The 24626-nt window shown below is 43.7% G+C and carries 21 protein-coding genes and 1 tRNA gene; 13 read left to right on the top strand and 9 right to left on the bottom strand.

Annotated elements, in window-relative coordinates; all coding sequences use genetic code 11:
* Positions 1–133: 133 nt before the first annotated feature.
* A complete protein-coding gene (locus tag BLR84_RS26760) occupies positions 134–3028 on the top strand; it encodes a DEAD/DEAH box helicase (protein ID WP_090473331.1) in 2895 nt (964 codons plus the stop codon).
* 67 nt (positions 3029–3095) lie between these two features.
* Here the strand turns inward: BLR84_RS26760 and BLR84_RS26755 are convergent, their stop codons facing one another.
* The 9 genes from BLR84_RS26755 to aspS all read right to left on the bottom strand — a co-directional run bounded on the left by BLR84_RS26755 (position 3096) and on the right by aspS (position 10599).
* Complete coding sequence (locus BLR84_RS26755) at positions 3096–3410, bottom strand: low molecular weight protein tyrosine phosphatase family protein (protein ID WP_090473330.1); 315 nt, start codon at positions 3408–3410, stop codon at positions 3096–3098.
* A 22-nt stretch (positions 3411–3432) separates the two neighbouring features.
* Positions 3433–4092: a hypothetical protein gene (locus BLR84_RS26750; RefSeq protein WP_090473329.1), complete on the bottom strand. Its 660-nt coding sequence runs from the start codon at positions 4090–4092 to the stop codon at positions 3433–3435.
* A gap of 25 nt (positions 4093–4117) precedes the next feature.
* The gene (locus BLR84_RS26745; RefSeq protein ID WP_090473328.1) at positions 4118–4630 is read right to left on the bottom strand and encodes a nuclear transport factor 2 family protein; all 513 of its coding nucleotides are present in this window, start codon (positions 4628–4630) and stop codon (positions 4118–4120) included.
* Positions 4631–4657: 27 nt separating this feature from the next.
* Positions 4658–5968, bottom strand: a complete 1311-nt coding sequence (locus tag BLR84_RS26740) for an amidohydrolase (protein WP_090473327.1) — start codon at positions 5966–5968, stop codon at positions 4658–4660.
* Positions 5969–6138: 170 nt separating this feature from the next.
* The gene (locus tag BLR84_RS26735) at positions 6139–6618 is read right to left on the bottom strand and encodes an FKBP-type peptidyl-prolyl cis-trans isomerase (protein ID WP_176852166.1); all 480 of its coding nucleotides are present in this window, start codon (positions 6616–6618) and stop codon (positions 6139–6141) included.
* 160 nt (positions 6619–6778) lie between these two features.
* Entirely contained in the window at positions 6779–7246 is a 468-nt protein-coding gene (locus BLR84_RS26730) for an FKBP-type peptidyl-prolyl cis-trans isomerase (protein ID WP_090473325.1), read from the bottom strand.
* Positions 7247–7333: 87 nt separating this feature from the next.
* A complete protein-coding gene (locus BLR84_RS26725) occupies positions 7334–7795 on the bottom strand; it encodes an FKBP-type peptidyl-prolyl cis-trans isomerase (RefSeq protein WP_090473324.1) in 462 nt (153 codons plus the stop codon).
* A 118-nt stretch (positions 7796–7913) separates the two neighbouring features.
* Positions 7914–8483, bottom strand: coding sequence for a hypothetical protein (locus BLR84_RS26720; RefSeq protein ID WP_090473323.1), 570 nt, complete (start codon positions 8481–8483; stop codon positions 7914–7916).
* Between the two features lie 370 nt (positions 8484–8853).
* Positions 8854–10599, bottom strand: a complete 1746-nt coding sequence (gene aspS, locus BLR84_RS26715) for an aspartate--tRNA ligase (RefSeq protein WP_090473322.1) — start codon at positions 10597–10599, stop codon at positions 8854–8856.
* 103 nt (positions 10600–10702) lie between these two features.
* Between aspS and BLR84_RS30160 the strand changes: the two genes are divergently transcribed.
* From BLR84_RS30160 to BLR84_RS26660, 12 genes are all read left to right on the top strand, one after another.
* Positions 10703–10788, top strand: a tRNA-Ile gene (locus BLR84_RS30160).
* 353 nt (positions 10789–11141) lie between these two features.
* On the top strand, positions 11142–13598 hold the full coding sequence (locus BLR84_RS26710) for a TonB-dependent receptor (RefSeq protein WP_255367053.1): 2457 nt from the start codon (positions 11142–11144) through the stop codon (positions 13596–13598).
* Positions 13599–13760: 162 nt separating this feature from the next.
* Positions 13761–14378, top strand: coding sequence for a nicotinamide riboside transporter PnuC (gene pnuC / locus BLR84_RS26705; protein WP_090473321.1), 618 nt, complete (start codon positions 13761–13763; stop codon positions 14376–14378).
* A 96-nt stretch (positions 14379–14474) separates the two neighbouring features.
* Positions 14475–15563, top strand: coding sequence for an acyl-CoA dehydrogenase family protein (locus BLR84_RS26700; RefSeq protein ID WP_090473320.1), 1089 nt, complete (start codon positions 14475–14477; stop codon positions 15561–15563).
* Positions 15564–16226: 663 nt separating this feature from the next.
* Positions 16227–17900 (top strand): alkaline phosphatase PafA, encoded by a 1674-nt coding sequence (gene pafA, locus BLR84_RS26695; RefSeq protein ID WP_090473319.1) that lies wholly within the window; start codon positions 16227–16229, stop codon positions 17898–17900.
* A gap of 82 nt (positions 17901–17982) precedes the next feature.
* Positions 17983–18606, top strand: a complete 624-nt coding sequence (locus tag BLR84_RS26690) for a thiamine phosphate synthase (protein WP_090473318.1) — start codon at positions 17983–17985, stop codon at positions 18604–18606.
* A gap of 373 nt (positions 18607–18979) precedes the next feature.
* On the top strand, positions 18980–19714 hold the full coding sequence (locus tag BLR84_RS26685) for a hypothetical protein (protein ID WP_090473317.1): 735 nt from the start codon (positions 18980–18982) through the stop codon (positions 19712–19714).
* A complete protein-coding gene (locus tag BLR84_RS26680; RefSeq protein WP_090473316.1) occupies positions 19715–20338 on the top strand; it encodes a hypothetical protein in 624 nt (207 codons plus the stop codon).
* An 88-nt stretch (positions 20339–20426) separates the two neighbouring features.
* Entirely contained in the window at positions 20427–21047 is a 621-nt protein-coding gene (locus BLR84_RS26675; RefSeq protein ID WP_143014006.1) for a hypothetical protein, read from the top strand.
* Positions 21048–21535: 488 nt separating this feature from the next.
* Entirely contained in the window at positions 21536–22108 is a 573-nt protein-coding gene (locus BLR84_RS26670; protein ID WP_090473314.1) for a hypothetical protein, read from the top strand.
* 161 nt (positions 22109–22269) lie between these two features.
* Complete coding sequence (locus tag BLR84_RS26665; RefSeq protein WP_090473313.1) at positions 22270–23373, top strand: DUF6515 family protein; 1104 nt, start codon at positions 22270–22272, stop codon at positions 23371–23373.
* 160 nt (positions 23374–23533) lie between these two features.
* Complete coding sequence (locus BLR84_RS26660; RefSeq protein ID WP_090473312.1) at positions 23534–24616, top strand: SGNH/GDSL hydrolase family protein; 1083 nt, start codon at positions 23534–23536, stop codon at positions 24614–24616.
* Positions 24617–24626: the final 10 nt, after the last annotated feature.

Genomic DNA, 24626 nt, shown 5'->3' with positions numbered 1-24626 from the left:
AAAATCAACTTTTAATCAAATAGAAACCCGTGTTAACAATTATTTAACAGAAAACACTTTCAAATAAAGTAAATTCTCATTACGTTTGAATTTTTTGTTGATGTAGCTTCTATTAATTTTTTATTAAAAGTTAATGTTACGCGTCGACAGTACCAAACCATGCCAGATCATTTATGCCATTGCCCGGCATGAGTATTTGTCGTACGTTATTGAGCCACACATCGTTCAGCTTAATCCCAACGGCGAATTTTCACTAACCCACCAGCGTTTATTCTCCAATACGGCCAAAGAATTTATCCATTGCCTGGACGATACCGATATCAAATTGATCAGGATATTGGAGGAAATGGAACAGGGTAACGTGATTAAACGTTATTATAAAAAGCCGATCCGCCCTTTTGAGTTTTTCTCCAAGGTATTTAACGAGCAGCTTTTTGATACCATCCGCCCCAAAATGGAAAAGCGTATGGCCGAAGCATTGGCTTTGCTATGCAGTAAACAGGTATACCAAATGAGCAAAGAGGGTTATCCTGCCGAGCGCAAGCTGCAGTTAGCCACCGAAGCTGCGTCGGTACTGTTCCACTTCAGGCGTAATGAGGAGGAGATCAGGTATTTCCCGACCATCAAATACCAGGGCATGCGCATTGAGTTCATGTTCAAAAACGCCGAGATCATTTGCAATCACCCGGCCTGGATGCTGCTGGACGATACCCTGTATTATTTTGATAAGGAGATAGAGGGTAAAAAACTGCAACCATTCCTCAGTAAACGATATATCGCCATCCCGCGGTCGTCAGAGCAATCTTACTTTGAAAAGTTTGTGGCTCCGTTGATCGAAAAGCATAATGTTTACGCCGAAGGTTTTGTCATCAATACCGAAAAGTACGATGCCCAGGCGGCGTTGAAACCTATTTATATAGAAGGCGGCACCTCGCAGTTGCAATTGTATTTTAAATATGCCGGCTATATTTTCCCTTACGGGGATGGCAGGCATGTATCGGTACGGATGGAGAAAAATGGCGACGAGTATATCTTCCACCGCATCAAACGTTCCATCACCTGGGAAAAAAATAAGATGCAGCAGCTGGAGCAAATGGGACTTAAAACAGCGTCGAGCTTGTTCCAGAACCTGGAAGTGGATAATCATGACGAGGATGCCGATCATTCTTTCTCGGTTTTTGAATGGCTTAACCAGCATCATGACGAGTTGATTGAACAGGGTTTTGAACTGGAGCAGCCCGAGGGCCAGAAACGCTATGTGTTTGGCAACAGCAAAATTGACCTGGAGGTAAAAGAAAATAACGACTGGTTTGATATTCACGCCATTGTATGGTTTGGCCCTTACAGCATACCCTTCATCCAGCTTAAAAATCATATTCTTAACCGTAAAAAGGAATTTATACTGCCATCGGGCGAGATAGCGGTGATCCCCGAAAAATGGTTTTCGCAATACGGTAATCTGCTTCATTTTTCTGAGGGGGGTAATGACCTGAAACTGCGCCGCCATCACATAGGCCTGGTAAATGACCTGGCCGAAGGCGAAATGGCCAATGTGACCATGACCCGTAAGCTGCAAAAACTAACCGACTTTGAAGAGCTGGAAGAGGTGGAGATGCCGCAACACTTTGCAGGTAATTTAAGGCCCTATCAAAAAGCCGGGTATAACTGGTTCCACTTTTTAAAGAACTATCATTTTGGCGGCTGCCTGGCTGATGATATGGGTTTGGGTAAAACCATACAGACCCTGGCCCTGCTGCAAAAACATAAAGAAGATACCGAGGCGGCTGATAGCAAAGCTACATCACTGGTGATCATGCCTACCTCGCTCATTTATAACTGGCTTAACGAGGCTAAAAAGTTTGCACCGCAGCTTAAATTGATGGTACATACCGGCACCATGCGTTACCGATCGGCCGATGTGTTTGCCAATTACGATGTGGTGATCACCACTTATGGCATCAGCCGGATTGATATCGGCATGTTCAAAGAGTACTTTTTTGATTATGTGATACTGGACGAAAGCCAGAATATAAAAAACCCGTCGTCTAAATCATTCCAGGCGGTTAAGCAGCTTAAATCGCGATTTAAGTTGATATTGAGCGGTACGCCGGTTGAAAACTCGGTGAACGACCTGTGGACGCAGATGTCCTTCATTAACCCGGGCCTGCTGGGTGGTCAGCAGTTTTTCCAGAACGAGTTTGTAACACCTATCGAGAAAAAGAAAGACGAAGACAAAGCCCGCAAGCTGCAGGCATTAATAAAACCCTTTGTTTTACGGCGTACCAAGGAGCAGGTAGCTACCGAGCTGCCGCCAAAAACCGAAAACCTTTTCTACTGCCAAATGAGCGAAGAACAGGCATCGGTATATGAAAAAGTAAAATCAGAATACCGTAACGAACTGCTCAAGAGCCTGGAGGACGGCACCTTTGCCAAAACCCAGATACAGGTATTGCAAGGTCTTATCAAACTGCGGCAGATAGCCAATCACCCGGTTATGATAGATAGTGATTATGAAGGCGACAGTGGTAAATTTGAAAACGTGGTACATACCCTCACCAATGTATTGGATGGCGGGCATAAGGTGCTCATATTTTCGCAGTTTGTAAAACAACTGAGTATTTATCGCGAACATTTTGAGCGCGAGGGTATACCTTATGTGTACCTGGATGGCAGTACCCAAAACCGCGGCGATGTAGTAAAACAATTTCAGGAAGATCAGAAAACACGCGTGTTCCTGATCTCTATAAAAGCAGGTGGGGTTGGACTAAACCTTACCGAGGCCGATTATGTGTTTATACTCGACCCCTGGTGGAACCCGGCGGTGGAGCAACAGGCCATTGACCGCACACACCGCATCGGCCAAACCAAAAATGTGTTCATCTACAAGTTCATCACCAAGGATACGGTGGAAGAAAAGATCCTGGCCCTGCAGCAACGCAAACTAAGTCTGAGCCGCGCGCTTATCACCACCGAAGAAAGCTTTATCAAATCGCTTACCGCGGATGATATCAGGGAGATTTTGGGATAATCTTCCCTCTACACGCGTCATTGCGAGGTACGAAGCAATGACGCGTGTGTTGTTTTAATGATTACTTTTACAAATACTCCCTCAAAACATCTTCTAAAATCTCTACCAGCTCGGGATCATTAAATTGATAATTATCTTCAATATCCAATACAATCAACAGCTTATCGGTGATATCAAAACGTTGCTTTAACAATTGCTGATGTTTACGCTCCATCACAAAAATAACATCGGCTCGGTCAATCATTTTCTGACTGATGCGGATACGCGCCTTATCACTTGTGCCAGCAGAGTATGCCTGGTGCACCGGATGGTTCTTAAATAAAAGCTCGGCTGTTGGGCTTCGCCATTGATTTTTACTACAGATGAAAAGGAGGGTAGACAATGGCTGTTATTTTTATATCAATTCAAGAAAAAGCCGGGAAAATCTTATACCCAATGGCTAGCGCCAACATCACCAGTCCGAAATAAAATATTCGTTTGCCCTGTTTTCGGTCATTTTCATTATAGCCGTATACCCGCTCGCCATCGGGTAGGGTTTTTTTGAATGACGATAGGTGCCAGCCAATAAAAAGGCCCAATAAGCCACCTGCAAGAGCAAATATATATCCTATAACAATCCAGATAGTTTGTGGTGGTTCCGGTTCTTTAAGGGCTTCTATCCGGCTTTTGTGCAAGCCAGACAATTCCTGATCATTGATTTCAACTCCCCGTTCGGTGAGTATCTTACGGGCCAGCTGGTAATCGAAAGGGCTCCATTCATCGGCTTTGGCCAAAACATCTATGAGTTCGTCGTTACTGAAACCAAACAGATAATGATCCGGGGCTGCCTGATCAATATTGGTACGCTCGCTGTCATTCAGTAAGCGGTTTACCAGTTCAAAATCCACGGCCCGTATTTTTACTGCGTAATCTTTGGATAGCTCACTGTTAACAAATGCCGGATTAAAGGAGAGCTGACTTTCTTCTACTTCATGCGGAATATGATGTTGTTCCAGCAGCGCGGTAAGTTCACTGGCTAAAGCCGGGTCATTAAAGGTTTGAAAGGTAATAAGATCAGGTTGCATATTGGTGGAGCTAAGGAATTATAGATCAAAGTCCGCTTTTGGGTACCCAGGCCTGGCTTTTGATGAGCCATTTGTCGCTGACAAGACGGAGCACAAATGAAAAGGCACCCTCCTCGTCAAACGGATCACCACTGATGGTACCGGTATATTCAACGGGAACTACCAGGTAAGCTATTTCTTCGGTCTGCTGAAAAACCTTAATCCGTTTTACATTAACCTTAAAATCTTTTATTTTAAAATCTTTTACCGCCTTCTGAACCGAGTTTATCCATTGTACACCCGCCAGTGGCCCGGCCCAGGAATAGGGCGGCTGCTCATCGCTTATTACAGCATTAGGGGTATAAAATTCAGATACTTTTTCGATATTAAAAGTATAAGAAGCTTTTAAAACCGTATTCACAATTTCCAAAACCTCGGGCTTTATTGTTTTTATGATTTTTGCAGTATCCACACCGTTGATGTCTGCAGCATATGTTTTGTACGTAACCGAAAAGGTTAAGAGCAAAGTGGCACATGCTATAGTGAATATGTTTTTCATTTTGAGAAGACGTTAATATGATCTGTACTATTTACCATAGCTATTCATATAATCCAAAGTTAAGTTACAAAGGGCTTTAACTCCTAATGTAAATCCGCTTTCGTCAATAAAAAAATCAGGTGTGTGGTGTGATGGTGCTTTGAGCGGATCCTGGCCTTTGGGCATCCCGCCTAAAAAGAAGAAAAGTCCGGGTACTTTTTCCTGGTAAAAGCTAAAGTCTTCGGCACCGGTAACGGGTGGGCGCAGCAACACATTTTCAGTTCCGGCGGTATGCTGCAAACTCGGCAGCATTTTTTCGGTTAGCTTAACATCATTAAAAGTAACCGGGTAATGGTTGCTGTATGGAATCTTCACTTCGGCAGTGGCGCCTTGTGCCTCGGCGGTTTTGGTGGCTATTTGTTTAACCCGCTCTATCAGCAATTTCTCATCAGCAAGAGTAAAGGACCGCAAGGTACCCAGCATCTCCGCCGATTCGGGGATAATGTTGGAGCGATTACCCGCTTTGATAGCGCCAATGGTAACTACCGCGGGGTTTTGCGTTACATCGATATTGCGGCTTACAATGGTTTGCAGGTTGTTGATGATCTCGGCTGAAACCACGATCGGGTCAATGCTCGACCATGGATAGGCTCCGTGTGCAGATCGCCCTTTTACGATGATCTGCATGTCATTTACCCCAGCCATGGTTCCGCCCGGGCGATAGGTGATCTTGCCCACCTCAGTTTGTGAGTTGATATGCAGGCCAAATATAGCGTCGACCTTTGGGTTTTCCAGTACGCCTTCTTTCACCATTTCTTCGGCGCCGCCTTTCTGACCGGGTTCAACCCCTTCTTCCGCGGGTTGAAAAATGAATTTTACGGTACCATGGAGCTCGCTTTTCATGGTTGATAGTATTTGCGCCACGGCCATCAAAATAGCCATGTGCGAATCATGCCCACAGGCATGCATTACGCCAACTTCCTGCCCGTTATAAGTGGTTTTTACTTTTGATGCAAAAGGTACTGGGGTACGTTCAATTACCGGCAATCCATCCATATCTGCCCGTAAGGCCACAACCGGGCCTGGTTTATCACCTTTTATAATACCTACAACACCGGTGGTAGCAATACCGGTTTGCACCTGTATACCTAACGACTGCAGGTGTTTAGCAATAATGCCCGATGTACGTACTTCATGGTTTCCTAATTCCGGGTGCTCATGAAAATCTCTTCGCCAGGCAACTATCTTGCTTTGCAAAGCATCGGCTTTTGTACTTACCTGTGCAGTTACCGCGTCGTTATTTTGAGCGAATGCAGAAAAGGAGAATAACGAGAAGATTAAAATGTAACCTTTTTTCATACTGGGATGTTGAGTGCGCTAATAGTTTTGAACGAGTTAATATAAGAACAATACTTTAAAAATGATAATGGCACCGGGGGATAAGCTATTTTATCGACGGGAAAGATGATGATAAACAAAGCAGGCCCGGAATTTTCCGGGCCTGTTGATAAAATTATTGGTAACGATGATCATTGAAAACTCTTCAGGTCGATGGTGAAAACCAACACAGAATTTGCCGGAACCTGACCGTAATCCTGGCTGCCATAACCATACCTGGATGGTATAAGCAGTATAATACGACCACCTGCTTTTACCCAGGGCACACCAATTATCCAGCCTGGTATAAGCGTGGATAGTTGTGCGGTAAAGCCGGCGCTGGTATCAAACGGGATGTCATTAAGCAGTTTGCCGGTATAGGCAACAGTAACGGTGGAAGCCGGTGTTGGGTTTGGGCCTGTTCCTGGAGTTACGATCTGATAATATATACCCGAAGTATCTTTGGTAGCAACAATATCTGTATGCCCGGCCAGGTATGTTTTTATAGCGGCATCATCCGTGGCGGCCTGCACCACCGGGTCAACCACAACGGGTGGTTTCTGTTGCTCTGTTTTTAAGCAGGATGATAAGGTGATGATCGCCAGGCTCAGTAGTAAAAAGTATCTTTTCATGTTCATAATCGCTAATGATTTGAGTGCATCTAATATAAATTTAACTCTTGATTAAAGTGAAATAGTAATGAATAAAATACAATTTCGAAACAGGATCGGGACTAATTATTGAAAAGAGGTTTTGACAGATAAATCTTTAAAATCGAGTTTATAGGCAACACTATCTGAAACCGGTTAAATCAATAGTGAACAACAATACCGAATTAGCAGGGATACTACCAGTGGCCTGACTGCCATAAGCTAAGCCCGATGGTATGATCAATAAAATTCGACCCCCTGCTTTAACTAAGGGGATCCCAATTTTCCAGCCGGTAATAAGACTGCTTAATGAGCTTGTAAACGCGGTGCCTGTATCAAATGTGGTTCCGTTAAGTAATTTACCGGTATAATTCACGGTAACAGTTGAAGTTGCTGTTGGATTGGCACCAGTACCAGGGGTTATGATCTGGTAGTATAAACCAGATGCGTCTTTGGTGGCTGTAATTTCGGGGTGGGCGGTAAGATAGGCTTTGATGGTTACATCATCTGCCGCGGCTTGTTTAGCCGGATCAACATTGGCATCATCTTTCTTTGAACAGGCCGATAAAATTAAAAGGGGAGCGAATAATAATAGGAGAATTTTTTTCATGTATATAAATTTCTGTTTACGTATAAAGCCATACGTATTGATCTCTTAAACGATACAATTGAGTGTTTGATATTTTGGCCCGATTTTTTATTGAACACTGATAAGATCGATATCAAATGTCAGTACTGCGTTTTCGGGGATGGGGCCGGCACCGCCTGCGCCATAGGCCAGGTGCGATGGCACGTACATAACGATGTTGCCTCCGGGTTTTAGGTATGGTACCGCTATTTGCCAGGCCTTAACCAGGCTCGATAAGGGTCTCGAGAAATTGCTGCCTTTATCATACAGCTGCCCACCCATGAGGGAACAGGTATAATTAACGGTTACGGTTGAACCCTCGGTAGGGGCAACACCTGTACCCGGTTTTATGATCTGGTAATATATGCCCGATGGGTCTTTCACCGCTTTGATCTGCGGATTGGCTTTCAAGTATACCCGGATCAGGGAATCATCAACTTTAGCCTGCTGCGCCATCTGGCCCGACATGGAACCACCGCATGAGGTCAGAAAGATCACAAAAGCGCTTAACAGTAAAATGTATTTGGTCATAGTGTTTTTAATCAAAAAAGCTCCCTCCAAATATCAGCTAAAGAGCGGAATTTGAAGAGAGCTTCTGGTATTTTATTGTTTTTATTGATTTAATAGCAGCCATATAGTCTTGGCGCAATTAATTTGAATTGTCGAATACCATTGGGGAAAAATCAGCAGGGGATTCCTGTGGTATTTCATAGGTCGTGGTACCTATTTGTTTTTGCAGGGTGACAAGCATCACTAATTTACCCCTCAAATCAATAGGCGTTGTTCTGGGCTCATACTTACGATACATCATTCCGTGTAGATGCAGCGCGTAAACTTCCATTGGTCTACCCTTTTCAAATTCTTTTTTTATAGCGGCGTCATTGTAGTTTTTGGTGGTATCCGGTTCGTCATCGTAAGTTGTGATAAAACCGGTTATGGATGGTATAACTCTGCCAAGTATAATGTCGTTATCAAGCCTTATATGGTGTTTGCCATTATTCCTTTTAACTATAACTGTGAATTTCTGCTCAGGGTACCAGCCACCCATATAAAGATAGATATAGTCCCTTCTCACATCAAAATCAAGTACCGGCATAAGCAATGTTACCTTCCTGTTAATATAAGCAGGTAGTTCTTTATCCGATATGGTTGTATCCTGTGCAGCTGCTTTGAAACTTACTGCACAGCAAAATAAGACTACGATGAAAAGAACTTTCATAATTGACCGATTAATGTTGACATAAAGGCTTGCTAACAAAGTTCTACTCTGGTAAAATAATTCATTTTCGAAAGCTCCGGTAAAAGCTTCTTGAAAAAGTAAGGGTCGGTTGATCCCAGTAGTTTTTTAAGCATAGGTTTAGGTATAGAAAAACGATTCCTGTATTTTGATTAATGAGCCTAATATGTAGTGAATATTTTATCGTCGCAATAGGTGAAAACACGGAATTTATAAGCTATAGCATAACGTAGCGGAGGACTGAGGGAAAGTCGGAACACTAGCCGGGGAGGCTTTAATCAAAAAAGCTCCCTCCAAATATCAGCTAAAGAGCAGAATTTGAAGAGAGCTTTGGGTATTTTATTGTTTTTATTTAAACTGTTGTTTTGATCTTGAGTTCGGTCATCTGCGCATCGGCGATGGTTGATGGTGAGTCGATCATCACGTCGCGGCCCGAGTTGTTTTTTGGGAAAGCGATCACGTCGCGGATAGAATCCAGACCGGCAAATATAGATACCAAACGGTCAAACCCAAGCGCTAAGCCACCATGCGGAGGCGCGCCATATTCAAAGGCGTCCATCAAAAAGCCAAATTGTTTTTGCGCTTCTTCCGGCGAAAAACCAAGGTGTTTGAACATCAGCGATTGCATACCGCGGTCGTGGATCCGGATAGAACCGCCACCAACTTCGGTCCCGTTGATCACCAGGTCATATGCGTTGGCGCGTACCGCTCCGGGATCGGTATCCAGCAGGGCAATATCCTCTGGTTTTGGTGAGGTGAAGGGGTGGTGCATAGCATGGTAACGACTGGTTTCTTCGTCCCACTCCAATAGCGGGAAATCCAGTACCCATAGCGGTGCGAATTTATTTTTATCGCGCAGACCTAAACGGCTGCCCATCTCTAAACGAAGCTCGTTCAGTTGCTTGCGTACTTTATCGGTATTGCCGGCCAGTACCAGCATCAAGTCACCTTTTTCGGCGTTGAAAGCGGCCGCCCAGTTGGTGAGCTCGTCTTCGCTGTAAAATTTATCAACCGATGATTTCAGTGTGCTATCTTCGTTATAACGGCAATAGATCATGCCGGTAACACCAATTTGCGGGCGTTTTAACCATTCGGTAAGCTCGTCAATTTGTTTACGGGTGTAGCTGGCGCAACCTTTGGCGTTGATGCCTACTACCAGTTCGGCATTATCAAAAATGCCAAAGCCTTTACCCTTTACAATATCATTCAACTCCACAAATTCCATCCCGAAACGAACATCGGGCTTGTCTGATCCATACAAACGCATGGCATCAGCATATTGCATACGCGGAAAGTCGCCCAGGTCAATACCTTTTACGGTAGTGAACAAGTGACGGGTTAATCCCTCAAAAATGTTTAATATATCTTCCTGGGTGATGAACGAAAGCTCACAATCAATCTGTGTAAATTCCGGCTGACGGTCGGCACGCAGATCCTCATCACGGAAACATTTCACGATCTGGAAATAACGGTCGAAACCGCTCACCATCAATAATTGCTTAAATGTTTGCGGCGATTGCGGCAGGGCGTAAAACTCGCCCGGGTTCATGCGACTTGGCACCACAAAATCACGCGCACCTTCGGGGGTTGATTTGATCAATACCGGGGTTTCCACCTCGATAAAGTCCAGCTTGTCAAGATATTTGCGGATCTCCTGTGCCATTTTGTGGCGCAAAACCAGGTTATTACGGATAGGTGCACGGCGCAGATCCAGGTAACGGTATTTGGCACGAAGCTCTTCGCCGCCGTCGGTTTCATCCTCAATTAAAAACGGAGGTAATTTGGCCGCGTTCAGTATTTCAATATCCTCAACGGTGATCTCAATTTCGCCTGTAGGTATTTTGGTATTCTTATTAGAACGCTCAAGCACCTTGCCGGTTACTTTTATTACAAACTCCCTCCCCAGCTCCCGGCTTTTTTCACGCAAGGTAGCATCAGAATCGGTATTGAATACCAATTGGGTTAAACCATAACGGTCGCGCACATCAATAAATGTGGTGCCGCCCAAGTCGCGCGATTTTTGTACCCATCCGCATAAAGTAACCGATTGGCCTAAGTTGCTGATATTTAATTCGCCGCAGGTATGAGTTCTAAGCATAATAGCAATAGTTTTATAAAAGTCTGCAAAAGTAAGTTTTTGATTTCGGATTTCGAATGTTGGATTTCGGAATTTGAATTTTAGAAGTAACTTTAAATTGGTTAAGGGTGTGGCTGAGTGGAGAAGGCTATTGCTGAATAAGCGGTATACTTGTAAAAGAGTTCGAGGGTTCGAATCTCTCCACTTTTAACTTTATATTGATCTACTCGTTCCGAGATAATCAGGAAATCCGAAATCGAAAATCCCAAATCCGAAATCAAAATGATATCTTTGCCTTATAATTTTCTCAAGGGGGTGCCTTGCTTTGAGCAATCAAACTGAAAGACAGGCTGAGATCAAACCCATTGTTTTGGAAGTCAAAATTCAAAAGTAAAAAGTCAAAAACTGTCAAGCGACTTAAGACTCAATACTTAGAACTGAAAACTTAAGAAACATGCACCTGATCCGGATAATGCCGGCGTAGGGATAGGTAACAAGTTAAGTGTACTGCGTATTTACCCTGATGGGCAGATGGTTTAACTATTTTTAGTTTATTAGTTATTTTGAAAAATTTGTTTGCAGCTATCGCTGCTTTGCTGCTGCCTGTCCTGGCATCGGCCCAGCTTTCCATCAGCGGGAAGGTCACCAATGCATCCGGCGAGGTTTTGCCCGGCGCTACCATCGCCATTAACAATCCTGCATTGAGCACCGTTGCCAATGCTTCCGGTAACTATCATTTTAATGATCTGAAACCGGGTAACTATACCCTGAAAGTAAGCTACATCGGTTATCTGCAGGTTACTAAAAACGTGGCTTTAGGGGCTAATGAAATTGTCAACATCAGCCTAAACAAGGGCACGCTTACCGCCGAAGAGGTGACTGTAAGCTCAACCCGGGCCAGTAAAAATTCGCCAACAGCATATACCAACCTGAGTAAAAGAGATCTGGCCAAAAACAATTTCGGGCAAGACTTGCCGTATATGCTTAACCAAACCCCATCGGTAGTGGTTAGCTCTGATGCCGGGGCTGGTATTGGTTACACGGGTATCCGCATCCGTGGGTCGGATGCTACCCGTATCAATGTTACCATCAATGGTATCCCGTATAACGATTCGGAAAGCCAGGGATCATACTTTGTCGATCTGCCGGATATTACTTCATCTATCGATAACATCCAGATCCAGCGTGGGGTGGGTACTTCAACCAACGGCGCGGGTGCTTTTGGCGGCAGTATCAACATACAAACCACCACCCGCCGCGATACCGCTTATGCCGATATCAACGCCTCGGCGGGCTCTTATGGATCCATTAAAACCACGGTTAGCGCCGGTACGGGTTTGTTGGGCGGGCATTTTAGCCTGGATGGCCGTGTATCGCGCATCCATTCCGATGGTTATATCGACAGAGCATCATCAAACCTTAAATCGTTTTTTGTAAGCGGTGCCTGGTATGGTAAAAACAGTACTTTAAGGGCCAATGTATTTTCGGGTTACGAAACTACTTACCAGGCCTGGAACGGTATTGCCGATTATGTGATCGGCGATAATACCCGCTCTGATAATCGTACCTATAACGAACTGGGATATATAGACGCGACCAACTCGTTCTACAAAAACCAGGTAGACCATTACACCCAAAATCATTACCAGTTACTGTACGATAAAAAAATATCAGACAAGTTATCCTTCAGCGGGGCCCTGCATTATACCAAAGGCAAGGGCTATTATGAAGAGTACCGCAATGCCGATTCGTTGAAAAATTATGGGATAGCTCCCGTTGTGGTTGGTCCTAATACCATCAGCGCTACCGATCTGGTGCGCAGGCTTTGGCTTAATAACGATTTTTATGGCGTAACCTATGCCCTCAAATATCAGCCCCAAACCAATCTGAATATGACCCTGGGCGGCGCTTATAACCAGTATAAGGGCGCACACTACGGCGATGTGATCGATGTCTTTTCGCCTATCGGTCTGCCATCCAACTATGAGTACTATCGCGACAACGCCAAGAAGAACGATTTTAACATATTTGCCCGTGCTGAGTGGCATTTGGATAAAATATTGCTGTATGCCGATATGCAGTACCGCCATATTTATTACTCCTTTTACGGGATCGACAAAAACCTGAACAACGCCCAGCAAACCGCTGAACTCAACTTTTTTAATCCCAAGGCAGGTATCACTTACCAGTTCAGCGAGCATAGCAACGTATACGCCTCGTTCGCGGTAGGTAACCATGAACCCAACCGCGATGATTATGTCGACTCACCGCCGCAAAACCGACCTAAATCAGAGAACCTGAAAGATTTTGAAGCCGGCTACCGCATCAGTGGCCCGGTGTTTACAGGCGGTATCAACGGCTTTTATATGCTGTACAAAAATCAGCTGGTATTAACCGGGGCACTGAATGATGTAGGCAGCCCGGTGCGTACCAACGTTAAGGACAGCTACCGTGCCGGTTTGGAATTTGATGGCAAAGTGAAAATTACCAATCAGCTCAATTGGGGACTAACCGCTACCTGGAGCGCTAACAAGATCAAAAATTATCAACAGTTTTTTGCCGATGAAGATGGCGGCCCTTTAGTGGGCGAAAGTTTTAAGAAAACAGATATCGCTTTCTCTCCATCGTTAACGGGTTCAAGTGTGATCAGCTACAGCCCGGTAAAAGGCGGCGAAATTGCTTTTATCAGCAAATATGTAAGTCAGCAGTATATTGATAATACCTCCAACCAAAATCCGCAGGGCTATACCATAGCGCCGGAAAACCTGGATAATACCTATGCGGCTAATCGCCTGCTGAAAAGTTATTTTGTGAACGATGTAAGAATAAGGTATAACTTTAAGGTGAAGGGCATTAAAAGCATCGGATTGGGTCTACAGGTGAACAATATTTTCAGCGAAAAATATGAGGCCAATGGCGCCACGTATGCCGATGTTAAAGGAAATAATATCCTGAATTATAACTACTTTTTTCCGCAGGCACCGCGTAATTTTATGGCCTCGGTAAGTTTGAGTTTTTGATGGACACGAATTTCACGAATAAAAAAGCATAAGGGTGTCACCCTGAGCTCCGTCGAAGGGTAGAGCGCAGAGGCCCGCCCACCATGCTTCGACGGAGCTCAGCATGACACCCTTTTTGTTAAGGGTTCAAGAGGGGATTTGATGAATTAAGAAAAATTGACAATGCATAGCCTCATTAATCTATTCGTAGAGCAGATCAAAGAAACCACCTGGGTGCAATGGCTTGCCGTGGCCCTGGGTGTTGCCGAAGTACTGCTGGCGCGGGTTAATAACATCTGGCTTTACCCCGCGGGGATACTGGGCACCGCCTTATCCATACTATTATTGATGGAAGCGCAGCTGTACGCCGAATCGATGCTCAATGTGTATTACATTGTAATGAGTGTTTACGGCTGGATATACTGGGTGAAAAAACGCGATCAGCCGCCGGTCAGGGTCACATACTCCACAAAAACAGAGTGGATCATCAGCTTATCTATATCATTAGGTGGCTGGGCAGTGCTGTATTTTTTGCTCCGTTACTTTACCCCGTCAAACGTGCCGCTATGGGATGCCTTTGTATCGTCAACCGCCTGGGCAGGCATGTGGCTGCTGGCCCGAAGAAAAATAGAGAACTGGATATTTTTAAATGTATCCAACCTGTTTGCTGTTCCGTTGTTATTTTATAAAAAACTACCCATGTTTGCCGTGCTCACCATATTTTTATTTATAGTGGCCTGTTTTGGCTATTTTGACTGGAGAAAGAAAGCAGTGAAAAAAGATATGAGATTTGAGACATGAGATTTGAGATCGGCCGATCGATTTCCAGGCCGCATCTTTTAATTATCAAACTATTATTTTTTTGTCTCACATCTCACATCTAAAATCTCATATCTAATGAGTCATCCATCAACCCACCTCAAACCCGAATGGGTGAATATCATCAGAGAAGCAGTACCCGCGGCCGAAAAGGCAGGCGTACTGCAGCACGCGCAATTGGAGCTGGTACATGAGCAGGGCTGGTTTAAGTTTTTGGTGCCTCAGGTTTATGGCGGTTTACAATTGCCGCTGCCCGATATGGTGCGACTGGAAGAGAGTCTGGCCTGGGCCAATGGTAGCCTGGGCTGGGTAGTTACGCTTTGCGCCGGGGCTGGCTGGTTTGGCGGATTTTTATCGCCGGATGTGGCCCCTGTGATCTTTGCAGATCCTCAATTATGCCTGGCTGGTAGTGGTGCCGCAACAGGTACGGCGACCATAACCGATGGCGGTTACCTGATCAACGGTCGTTGGAAATATGCCAGCGGAGTACATCATGCCACGCATTTAACTGCCAATTGTGTGATCAAACAAAACGGAGAAACCGTGCTGAACGATGACGGCACGTCACTGATATTGCCATTTATTTTCGACCGTAAAGATGTCACCCTGATATCAGCCTGGAAATTTATGGGTATGATGGGTACCGGCAGCGATGCCTATGAAGTGCGCGATCTTTTTGTGGAAAGCAACCGCTGCTTTAAAATTGACCCTGACAATGCAGTAATTGACGGACCTTTATATCAATACCCTTTTATACAACTGGCCGAGGCTACGTTGGCAGCCAATATATCGGGCATGGCGGTTCATTTTATAGATCTGTGCGCTACTATTTTTGATGAAAGGCCCGAAAATAAACATCTGACTGCCAACAGGCGGACGGTCATCAAACAACTGCACGAAAAACTTACCAGCCGGTTAAATGCGGTACGCCTGGAGTTTTACGGAGCTGTTGATGCCTCATGGCAAGGTGCGCTGATGGGTAAAGCCACCCAACTGGAGCAAATTGGCAAAAGCAGCCGCAGACTGGCCCGTACCGCCCGGGAATGTGTAGACGAGCTATATCCCTACTGTGGTCTGCAAGCTGCCAACCCGGATATCGAGATCAACCAGGTATGGCGCGATCTGCATACCGCCAGTCAGCATTCGTTGCTGGTTTTTGAAGGGTGATTCAATAGCCTATCCTCAATTAAAATTTAAAGCGCCGGCCCGGAGCGATTCCCTCCCAACGGGAGGGGGGAGGGAGGGGTTTATTCGTGACGCACGTCGTATAAACCCCTCCCAGCCACAACACAAACCACCGCGCCCCTCCCGTGGGGAGGGAACTAAAAATAATAAGCGCACATCACTGCCCAGTTTTTCTTAGCCTGTGGTCGGTGTTATCACCGCACCACTACCCAATATTCTTCCCTGTCAGCAGATAAGCTTCAGGCGAAAGCGGGCAGAACATAGTGGCCTGTGCGGTTGCAGGGGCATTAGCAAACCTCGCCGAAGCATAGGGAATGAGCGAACGAAGTGGCGGTGAGGTTTAGCAGCCCGTGGTTCTGCCTGATTTGCGGGGTAAAGGCATAGTGTGGCAAAGAAGCATTTCTGGTGACTTGATTTTTGGTTACTTTTCATCAAGGAAAAGTGACTGGCCCTCCCGCGGCCAAGAGCGGGTATGCGATATGCAAAACCGCCCTGTATTACAACGAGATTGCCACGCTATCGCTCGTGATGACATGTGAGGTAGCCAGGTTAGTTAGTTTATAACAGAAAGTTATAATTAATAAAAAAACTATAGCGCATTTTAAAAGCATTGTTGATATTTGGGCTTCTCCAAAACAATGAAAAATGAAGCTTAAACATCTAGTCCTTGTTCCTTTATGCATTGCTGCCATTTCGGTATCAGCACAAAAAAAGAAAATCAGCGCGACCCCGGCTGCCAGCTCGTTACCCCGCCCAAAATTGGTTGTAGGTTTGGTGGTTGACCAGATGCGCTGGGATTACCTGTACCGGTATTACGACCGCTATCAGGCAGGAGGTTTTAAGCGTTTACTCAACGAAGGTTTCACTTGCGAAAATACCAACATCGACTATATACCAACCGTTACCGCAGCTGGTCATACTTGTATTTACACCGGTTCGGTACCGGCCCTGCATGGCATAGCGGGCAATGATTTTATTATACAGGCTACCGGTAAATCCATGTACTGTACAGATGACAGCACCGTACGGGCAGTTGGCAGTACCTCAAAAGCCGGTGAGATGTCACCCCGCAATTTACTGGTGACCACCGTAACCGACGAATTAAGATTAGCTACCAACTTCCGCTCCAAAGTTATCGGCATAGCGCTGAAAGACAGGGGCGGTATCCTGCCTGCCGGACATACCGCCAATGCCGCTTATTGGTTTGATGATGCCAATGGCAGCTGGATAAGCAGTACCTATTATATGACCGACCTGCCTGCCTGGGTTAAAAAATTCAATGATCAGAAAATAGCCGAAAAGTACCTGAAACAGGATTGGAACACACTGTACCCTGTCAACACTTACTTACAAAGCGCGCCTGATAACAGCCCCCGTTATGAAGGCAAATTTGGCGGAGCAGAAACACCAACCTTCCCCATTAAAACATCCGAATTATATAAAGGTAAAGTGGGTTTGATTCGTTCAACGCCGTTTGGAAATACCCTAACGCTCGACCTTGCCCGCGCCGCGGTTGAGGGTGAGCAATTAGGAAAAAACATCGTGACCGACTTTTTAGCGGTAAGTTTATCTTCTACAGATTATGTTGGTCACCAATTCGGGCCGAACTCTGTTGAAGCGGAGGATACCTATTTAAGATTGGATAAAGATCTGGCTTCCTTTTTCAGCTACCTGGATGCCACGGTGGGCAAAGGCAATTACTCCGTTTTTTTAACTGCCGATCATGGCGCCGCGCATAACCCTACTTTTTTAACCGATCATAATATACCGGCCGGTTTCTGGGATGACGGAAAAGCCGTTGTAGATATGGAAAAGCTGATGGAAGATAAATTCAAGGTGAAAAACCTCATCCGCAGTATGGCCAATTACCAGGTAACTTTTAACAATAGCATCATTAAAAAAGAAGGTTTAAATATCGACGCACTGAAACAAATCTGTATCGATTACCTGCAAACACAACCGGCCATTGCATTTGCCGTTGATATGCAAAGGGCGCAAACAGCTAACATTCCTGAGGATCTGCGCAGCCGCATCATCAACGGGTACAATGTGGAGCATAGCGGTGTGATACAAATTATCCTGAAGCCTGGATATTTTACAGGGCACGGTAGTACAGGTACCACACACGGTTCCTGGAACCCTTATGATACCCACATTCCGCTGGTATTTATGGGCTGGGGTATTAAGCATGGCAGCCTTACCCGCCAAACACACATGACGGATATTGCACCTACCGTAGCTTCGTTATTACACATACAGGCGCCAAGCGGCAATATTGGCAAAACCATCAGCGAGGCCCTGACACAGGAGAAATTGTAATGAGTCGGAAAGCCCGGAAGTTTGGAACAGGTATCTTTACCAACATTCTTCCGGACTTTACCGATTTTCGGACTAATAAACCATGAAAAAATACATCTCCAAATTTCATTACCTCACACAAGACCTGCCAGGCCGCAGTCATGTACAGCAGGTACAAATAGCCTGCGAAGCGGGCGCCAACTGGGTACAATACCGCTGCATGACCAAGGCCGAGGATGAGCTGATTGATGAACTCAACGAAATAGCTGGCATCTGCGACGATTGGGGCGCAACCCTCATTATCACCAATCATTATCATTTGCTGGATAAGGTAGATGCTCAGGGCGTGCACATCGAAGATCCCCTGGCCGACCTGGCTGCCATAAGGGCGGTAGTAACAGAAGAAAAAACATTAGGCGCATCGGCCAGCAACCCGGATGCTCTGTTAAAAATACAAAACCTGGGCGTTGCAGATTATTGTGGCTATGGCCCCTTCGCGCATACCCATACCAAACATAATGATTACCCGCTGCTGGGTTTTGATGGCTATCGTCAATTAGAAAAATTACCTATCGATATCCCGGTGATAGCCGTAGGCGGTGTACAACTAAACGACGTAGAGCACCTGCTGCAAACAGGTATTTATGGCATAGCCGTGTCCGGAGCCGTCAACCTCGCGCCCAACCCCGGGGCGGCGCTAAAAGAGTTTTACAGGAAGGTTTATTAAGTTCAGAGTCTTGAGCCCGAAGTCTTGTGGTGTCATAGTTAAAGCTTACAGCTTTAATTCAGCTGAAAGCCGAAGCCATGGTTACCGCGGACTGGATGCACGATAGCAGATTAACGTTTGATTTATCTTAAGTTTTGATTAGCGTAATATATGGCTGTCAAATGACGTTCCTATTAAAGATTTTATGGATCTTTGTTATCCATTTCCAGAAGCAAGAATGGATAAGTATCCTATAGGTCGAGAAGTCAATAATGTTGCCAATATTTAACCGGATTAACAACAATTAACACCCCTATTCGACATTAAAGTCCTGTTATACATTGATAATAAATAATTTTTATAGATTTGTTTCACTAAATCTTTTCCTCTGCGTATGATTTTAACAGTCCCAGATAATAATTACAGTATTCAAAGCTGCACTTACGTTGTTATTTGGAAGAAACCATTGACAACTATTCCCCCATTAAGTACCGATTTTTTTAAAAGACTTTTTCAGGTCGAAGAACTTGAGTATGGATTTTCTCAGCAAGGTCTCACTGTGGTTTTGCCTCAACCAAATACTTTACACTATCAAGGAGATGCTCCAAATGAGACAATTTTTCAAATACGGCCAGCCCCTACGCTATTAATTGGATATCAACAGATGACATTTTTTCATTTAGATGTAAATAAGCTATTTTCTGCATACGAGGGATTGGTAAACGAGCTGAAGAACAAATACAATGCATTTTACATGAGCATGCTATCTGGGAAAATAGGCATAAATATCGAATACTTTATAAAACTTGTTGATGGGGAAAGCACTCAGAAATTCTTTAAAGAGAGATTTCTGTGTAATAATGACAGCTCGTTGGAAGCATTTGGATTTATTGATACTGCATTTCAGGAGGTCAACATTCAATTGATAGAACCTGGAAATGACAAGTTGATGCAAATTAAAATACAGCCCTTAGCGGGGCGAACAAATGAATTGTATATATTGAGTAATGATCATTATGGTATTTCTCCAAGTGAGAATATTTTTACGATTGATCAATTAAAATCCTATATTGATAAATCAATTGGTAAAATGAAAACGCAGGTTATACCATATTTAACCAATAATTAAATGAACCCGGCAATAAATACATTAACAACAGTAGCATTTGCAATTGGGTCTTTATCCAACCCAAGTACTACTTCACCCTATGCAGTCGCATTTACACCTGCGACCACCGCAACTTTGTTTGAGCCAGCATTTATTAGGAGAAAAGAAAGCCGAATCGTAATGCATGTAATTGAATATGCCAAGCCGAACCATACCGATACGGAATCAACGATAAGTGCAGTTAAAGGGTTGCATGGGATTGATAGTAATTATAATGACGATACTTATATGAGTAATTTGAGTAGCCTTATTGATTCATTTGATCACGATTTAGGTAAGACTCAAAATAGCATTTCTGTCAATTATGATCAGTTATATAACGGGTTCTATGAACTCGCATTCAAGCTGGCTGATCTCAATTTTAAAAAGTCACTGGTAGAATTATTACCTGATGATGCAGTAAAAGTATCGATGAAATTTAATAACGAGCAGCTTCTACTTGTCACAAAATCGCTTAAAAGTGTCGATGATTTAAAAGAAAATGAAATCGTTATAAGTCTATTTAAAAATAAAAAAAGAATAGTATCGGATGTCTTTGAAGTTGATTCATTTGTTGAAGGGTTTCAAAAATTTCTTGCTGTGTAAGTATTATACCCTCACGGGTAAACTATCATATCCAGATACAATTATACCTAAACCCAAGTTTATAAACCCCATTAATTTAGACACTCTTGTGCGTGAGAATAACTTTATTCTGACCAGGCGAGTTGATAAGCCAATTCATGACATTTATGATCAGGAAATGGATTTGCTAAGATCTTCGACGTTTAACAACAGTGACGTTCCTGGAATGTCACTAAACATGCTGGGTGGTAAGTTTATTCCAGAATATAATAAATTTAAGACAAAAGCCAAAGGTTCTGAATATTGGACAAGCCAATATGTTTGGCTATGCGAGTACATTAAGGATTATGAAATTATAGAACATTCCTTTACGAATATATATTTTCAAAGCGAAGATTTACATAAATTAGATATTCCATTTACTCGTGAAATTAATAGGGATTCAAAAAGATTATACGTGTCCTTGAACATTGATCCAACAACGGTAGGTGACAAATACAAAGACAATGGGCAATTATTTTTGAAGCACTGCCCTACAAATCTTAATTACTGGCACGCGGAAATAGCATTAACAGATATCGACGAAAAGGAGCTTAATAGGAATAAACTTAATAATTCTCAAAAAACTGCCACGACATATGTTATTGATCATATACTAAGTGTTTGTTGTTCGATTTCTGAAACTCAAAATATAAATCAAATCGAAGTAACTCATTATAAATTTAATTAAGACAGCCATTAGATTGATAATGAGAAAGGGTTTATAATGCGAGAACGTTAGCTATTACTAATTTTTTCTCAATTCGAACTGAAGCAATACCCTACTTAAAACTTCGGACTAGAATATGCCCGATATTTCGTATCTTTATATAAACCACGGCCCGGCCTTCTTTTTATAGAAAGCCGGGCTGTTTTGTTAAGGGATAAAAGGACCCCAAAAAACGATAGTTTAGCATGTAGTTGTTTGATTATAAATAAATTAATTCTTTTTAAACCTTTCAGAATGCATCAAAAGCGGATTGAAATTTGTTAAAAAGTGTTAAAATGGATGTTTTTCGGGCAGTTTTTGAACAGTTTTGACCTGTTTTCGACCTGAAATTTGTTAAAATTAAAGGGTTAAAAAGTTTTTGTACAACGAGTGGGTATGTGTTGTAAATTTTACACTGATCAGCTCAGCACATTCATTAAATATTCATTTATTCTATCTACTTTTAATCGATGTCTTCTCACCATATTGTAAGGGAAAAACAGGAACCGGCATTACTGGTGTTGGGGCTTGATCATTTCCCGGAAGAGTTACTGGGGCAGTTGCTTGAATGGAGCCCAACGGTTATAACCACCCCGCATACCGCCGAAAAGCTCAATATGCGGGGTATCAAGGTAGATTGGGTGATTAGCAAGGGCGAAGAGGGCATCGTACAATCGGATGTAAAACTGATGCCTCCTGGCGATAATACATGGGCAGCAACGGCATTAAATTACCTGATAGCCAACCATTATCCGGCTGTAAACGTAATAACAGATGAACCTGCATTTGATGATCTGTTAAACTACACTGGTAAAATTGACCTGGTGATATTTCAGGGGCATCAAAAAATTTATGCCGTAAGTTCTGGTTTTAGCAAATGGAAACCGGCAGGAGATGAAATACGGGTACTAAACAGTACAAAAGGGTTAAATTATACGGGCCTGGAACAAACAGACCCCGACAGTTTTAAAACCACGCATGATGGTTTTTTTACCCTGAGCTTTGAACAAGCCTTTTTATGGCTTGCAGAAGGGCTGGATTAGTCAGAAAAGTGTATAATTGGGCTGTTTTTACAGCAAATTACTATATTGGTGTACTTTTTGTTAAATATAATTAAATACGCGTTAAACCGTTTAATCATTTATTAGTCTATACCCTTATATCAGCAAAGAATATCTGGCTGATTGGTTAAAAAATTTTCATCATGAAACGCACATATAAAAATTTATTCACACTTGCTTTAGGAACTCTGTTGAGTTTGCCTTTAGCTTTTACCGCCAATGCACAACACAGAACTGGCGGTGGTGGTGGTGGCGGCGGTGGCTCAAGATCATCCGGTGGTGGCGGCGGTGGAGGAGGAAGTGTTTCCCGTTCATCTGGAGGGAATGCCAGCTTTTCACGTCCGTCGTTCAGTAATGGTGGTGCGCAACGTTCGGCAGTAGCTGCACCTCAGCGTACATACGGAAGCAGCGGTTTTGCTTCGCGTACTAATGTTACCGCAGCCCCGCAACGTACTTATGGTACAGGAACGCGTACTAATGGCAATATCGCTGTAGCTCCTGGTGGCACACGTAGTGTTGGAACAGCTACACGTAATTATGGTTACGGAACCCGCGGATATGCCAGTGTGAACAGGAATGCTTATAGTGGTGGTCGTGGTACTTATTACAGAAGCAGTGGCAATGGCTACGGAAGCCGTGTATATTCCAACTATCGTTACGGCGGTCGTGGCGGTTACTTCGGCAACCATTACTGGTATCCATACCGTAACTACTACAACTCATACTATTTGCCAAGATTAGGCTTTAGCATAGGATTTTTACCTTATGGTTACTATCCATTTTTCTGGGGCGATTACCAATACTATTACAGTGATGGTTTGTACTATCAGCAGGTTAATGATCAATATACTGTAGTTGAGCCACCTGTGGGTGCTGAGATCAAGAATCTCCCTAAAGACGCTCAGTCAATCATGATCAATGGTGAACAGTATTATGAGTCAAACGGTGTTTACTATCAACCAATTACTAAAGATGACGGAACCGCCACTTATGTAATTGCAGGTAAAGACGGTGAATTGAATACTGATCAGGGTGGTGGTAATGGTGATGTTCAGCAAGCACCCCAAATAGGTGATTTAGTTGGGCAGTTGCCACAAGACAGCAGGAAGATAAAGATCAATGGTGAAAAATTGTACGTATCTCCCGATGGTTATTACTACCAGGAAACTACCGACAATAATGGCAATAAAGCTTATAAAATTGTAGGTACACCATCTGATGATCCTGCAGATCAGAATCAGCAATAAGGAATATAATTACCTTAAAAAGCATATAATGGGCTACCTCTTAATTGGGGTAGCCCGTTTTTTTTATAAATTCATGGAACACTGACGCGGTAAAAATGTTATAGGAGTATTTGGGCCGGTATCCGGAATGGCTAATTTTACGCTACACTATTAACCTGATATGATAAAATATATAGCTGGTTTATTTTTTACCATACTGCTGCAGCTATCCTATAACACTAATGCGGCTATCCCTAAAGAGGTCTTGAAACTATACAAGGCCAATAATACCAACATACAATACGTAGGGCGTATTGATTTTGCAAACCCGCTAAGACCCAGGATGTGGTCGCCGGGGGTTTATATCAAACTTCGGTTTGAAGGCAAAAAATGCGAACTGCTGATCAATGATGAGGTGCTGTATGGCAAAAGCCACAATTACCTGGAAATAGCGGTTGATAATAATACACCCTATCGCATACAAACTACGGGTAAAACCAATGTGATCACCGTGGCTGATGGGCTTACGGAGGGTGAGCATACAGTTGTTATTTGCAAAGACACCGAATCGCAGATCGGCTATATTGATTTTGTGGGTGTCAGGTGCGCTAAACTTTTATCGCCACCCGCTCAGCCAACACGTAAAATTGAATATATCGGCGATTCTATTACCAGCGGGGCCGGTATGGATCAGTCGGCCACTCCATGCGGTAAAGGCGAATGGTACGATCAGCATAATGCTTATATGAGTTATGGGCCGCGCACCTCACGTAGCCTAAACGCGCAATGGCAGCTTACTTCGGTTGCCGGCATTGGCATGGTACACAGCTGCTGTAATATGGAGATCACTATGCCCCTGGTGTTTGATAAAGTTTTTCTGCGCAATGATTCCATCGCCTGGAATTTTAAACGTTATCAGCCCGATGTAGTGACCATTTGCCTGGGTCAAAATGATGGCGTTGGCGATTCTATCCGCTACTGTGATATCTATACCAAGTTTATTAAAACGGTAAGGCAAAAGTACCCAACGGCTGATATTGTATGCTTAAGCAGCCCCATGGCCGACGAAAAGCTATCAGCCGCATTACAAAATTACCTTACCACTATTACTGCCGAGGTCAATAACGGCGGCGATAAAAAAGTATATAAATATTTCTTTTCCAGGCGGTATTATCAGGGCTGCGGCGCACACCCAGATATGAAAGAGCATGAATTTATAGCGGATGAACTAACAGCTTATCTCAAGCAACTTAAAGGTTGGTGAACGCTTCATT

This window comes from Mucilaginibacter sp. OK268, assembly GCF_900103125.1.
Lineage (GTDB): Bacteria > Bacteroidota > Bacteroidia > Sphingobacteriales > Sphingobacteriaceae > Mucilaginibacter.
This window is presented reverse-complemented; position numbering and strand designations above follow the sequence as displayed.

What these genes read in the sequence shown, in the direction of transcription:
- BLR84_RS26760 (WP_090473331.1), top strand. Translation starts at nt 134, where the DNA reads ATGTTACGCGTCGACAGTACCAAACCATGCCAGATCATTTATGCCATT.
- BLR84_RS26750 (WP_090473329.1), bottom strand. Translation starts at nt 4,092, where the DNA reads ATGCAACCTGATCTTATTACCTTTCAAACCTTTAATGACCCGGCTTTA.
- BLR84_RS26745 (WP_090473328.1), bottom strand. Translation starts at nt 4,630, where the DNA reads ATGAAAAACATATTCACTATAGCATGTGCCACTTTGCTCTTAACCTTT.
- BLR84_RS26740 (WP_090473327.1), bottom strand. Translation starts at nt 5,968, where the DNA reads ATGAAAAAAGGTTACATTTTAATCTTCTCGTTATTCTCCTTTTCTGCA.
- BLR84_RS26735 (WP_176852166.1), bottom strand. Translation starts at nt 6,618, where the DNA reads ATGAAAAGATACTTTTTACTACTGAGCCTGGCGATCATCACCTTATCA.
- BLR84_RS26730 (WP_090473325.1), bottom strand. Translation starts at nt 7,246, where the DNA reads ATGAAAAAAATTCTCCTATTATTATTCGCTCCCCTTTTAATTTTATCG.
- BLR84_RS26725 (WP_090473324.1), bottom strand. Translation starts at nt 7,795, where the DNA reads ATGACCAAATACATTTTACTGTTAAGCGCTTTTGTGATCTTTCTGACC.
- BLR84_RS26720 (WP_090473323.1), bottom strand. Translation starts at nt 8,483, where the DNA reads ATGAAAGTTCTTTTCATCGTAGTCTTATTTTGCTGTGCAGTAAGTTTC.
- aspS (WP_090473322.1), bottom strand. Translation starts at nt 10,599, where the DNA reads ATGCTTAGAACTCATACCTGCGGCGAATTAAATATCAGCAACTTAGGC.
- pnuC (WP_090473321.1), top strand. Translation starts at nt 13,761, where the DNA reads ATGCATAGCCTCATTAATCTATTCGTAGAGCAGATCAAAGAAACCACC.
- BLR84_RS26700 (WP_090473320.1), top strand. Translation starts at nt 14,475, where the DNA reads ATGAGTCATCCATCAACCCACCTCAAACCCGAATGGGTGAATATCATC.
- pafA (WP_090473319.1), top strand. Translation starts at nt 16,227, where the DNA reads ATGAAGCTTAAACATCTAGTCCTTGTTCCTTTATGCATTGCTGCCATT.
- BLR84_RS26690 (WP_090473318.1), top strand. Translation starts at nt 17,983, where the DNA reads ATGAAAAAATACATCTCCAAATTTCATTACCTCACACAAGACCTGCCA.
- BLR84_RS26685 (WP_090473317.1), top strand. Translation starts at nt 18,980, where the DNA reads ATGATTTTAACAGTCCCAGATAATAATTACAGTATTCAAAGCTGCACT.
- BLR84_RS26680 (WP_090473316.1), top strand. Translation starts at nt 19,715, where the DNA reads ATGAACCCGGCAATAAATACATTAACAACAGTAGCATTTGCAATTGGG.
- BLR84_RS26670 (WP_090473314.1), top strand. Translation starts at nt 21,536, where the DNA reads ATGTCTTCTCACCATATTGTAAGGGAAAAACAGGAACCGGCATTACTG.
- BLR84_RS26665 (WP_090473313.1), top strand. Translation starts at nt 22,270, where the DNA reads ATGAAACGCACATATAAAAATTTATTCACACTTGCTTTAGGAACTCTG.
- BLR84_RS26660 (WP_090473312.1), top strand. Translation starts at nt 23,534, where the DNA reads ATGATAAAATATATAGCTGGTTTATTTTTTACCATACTGCTGCAGCTA.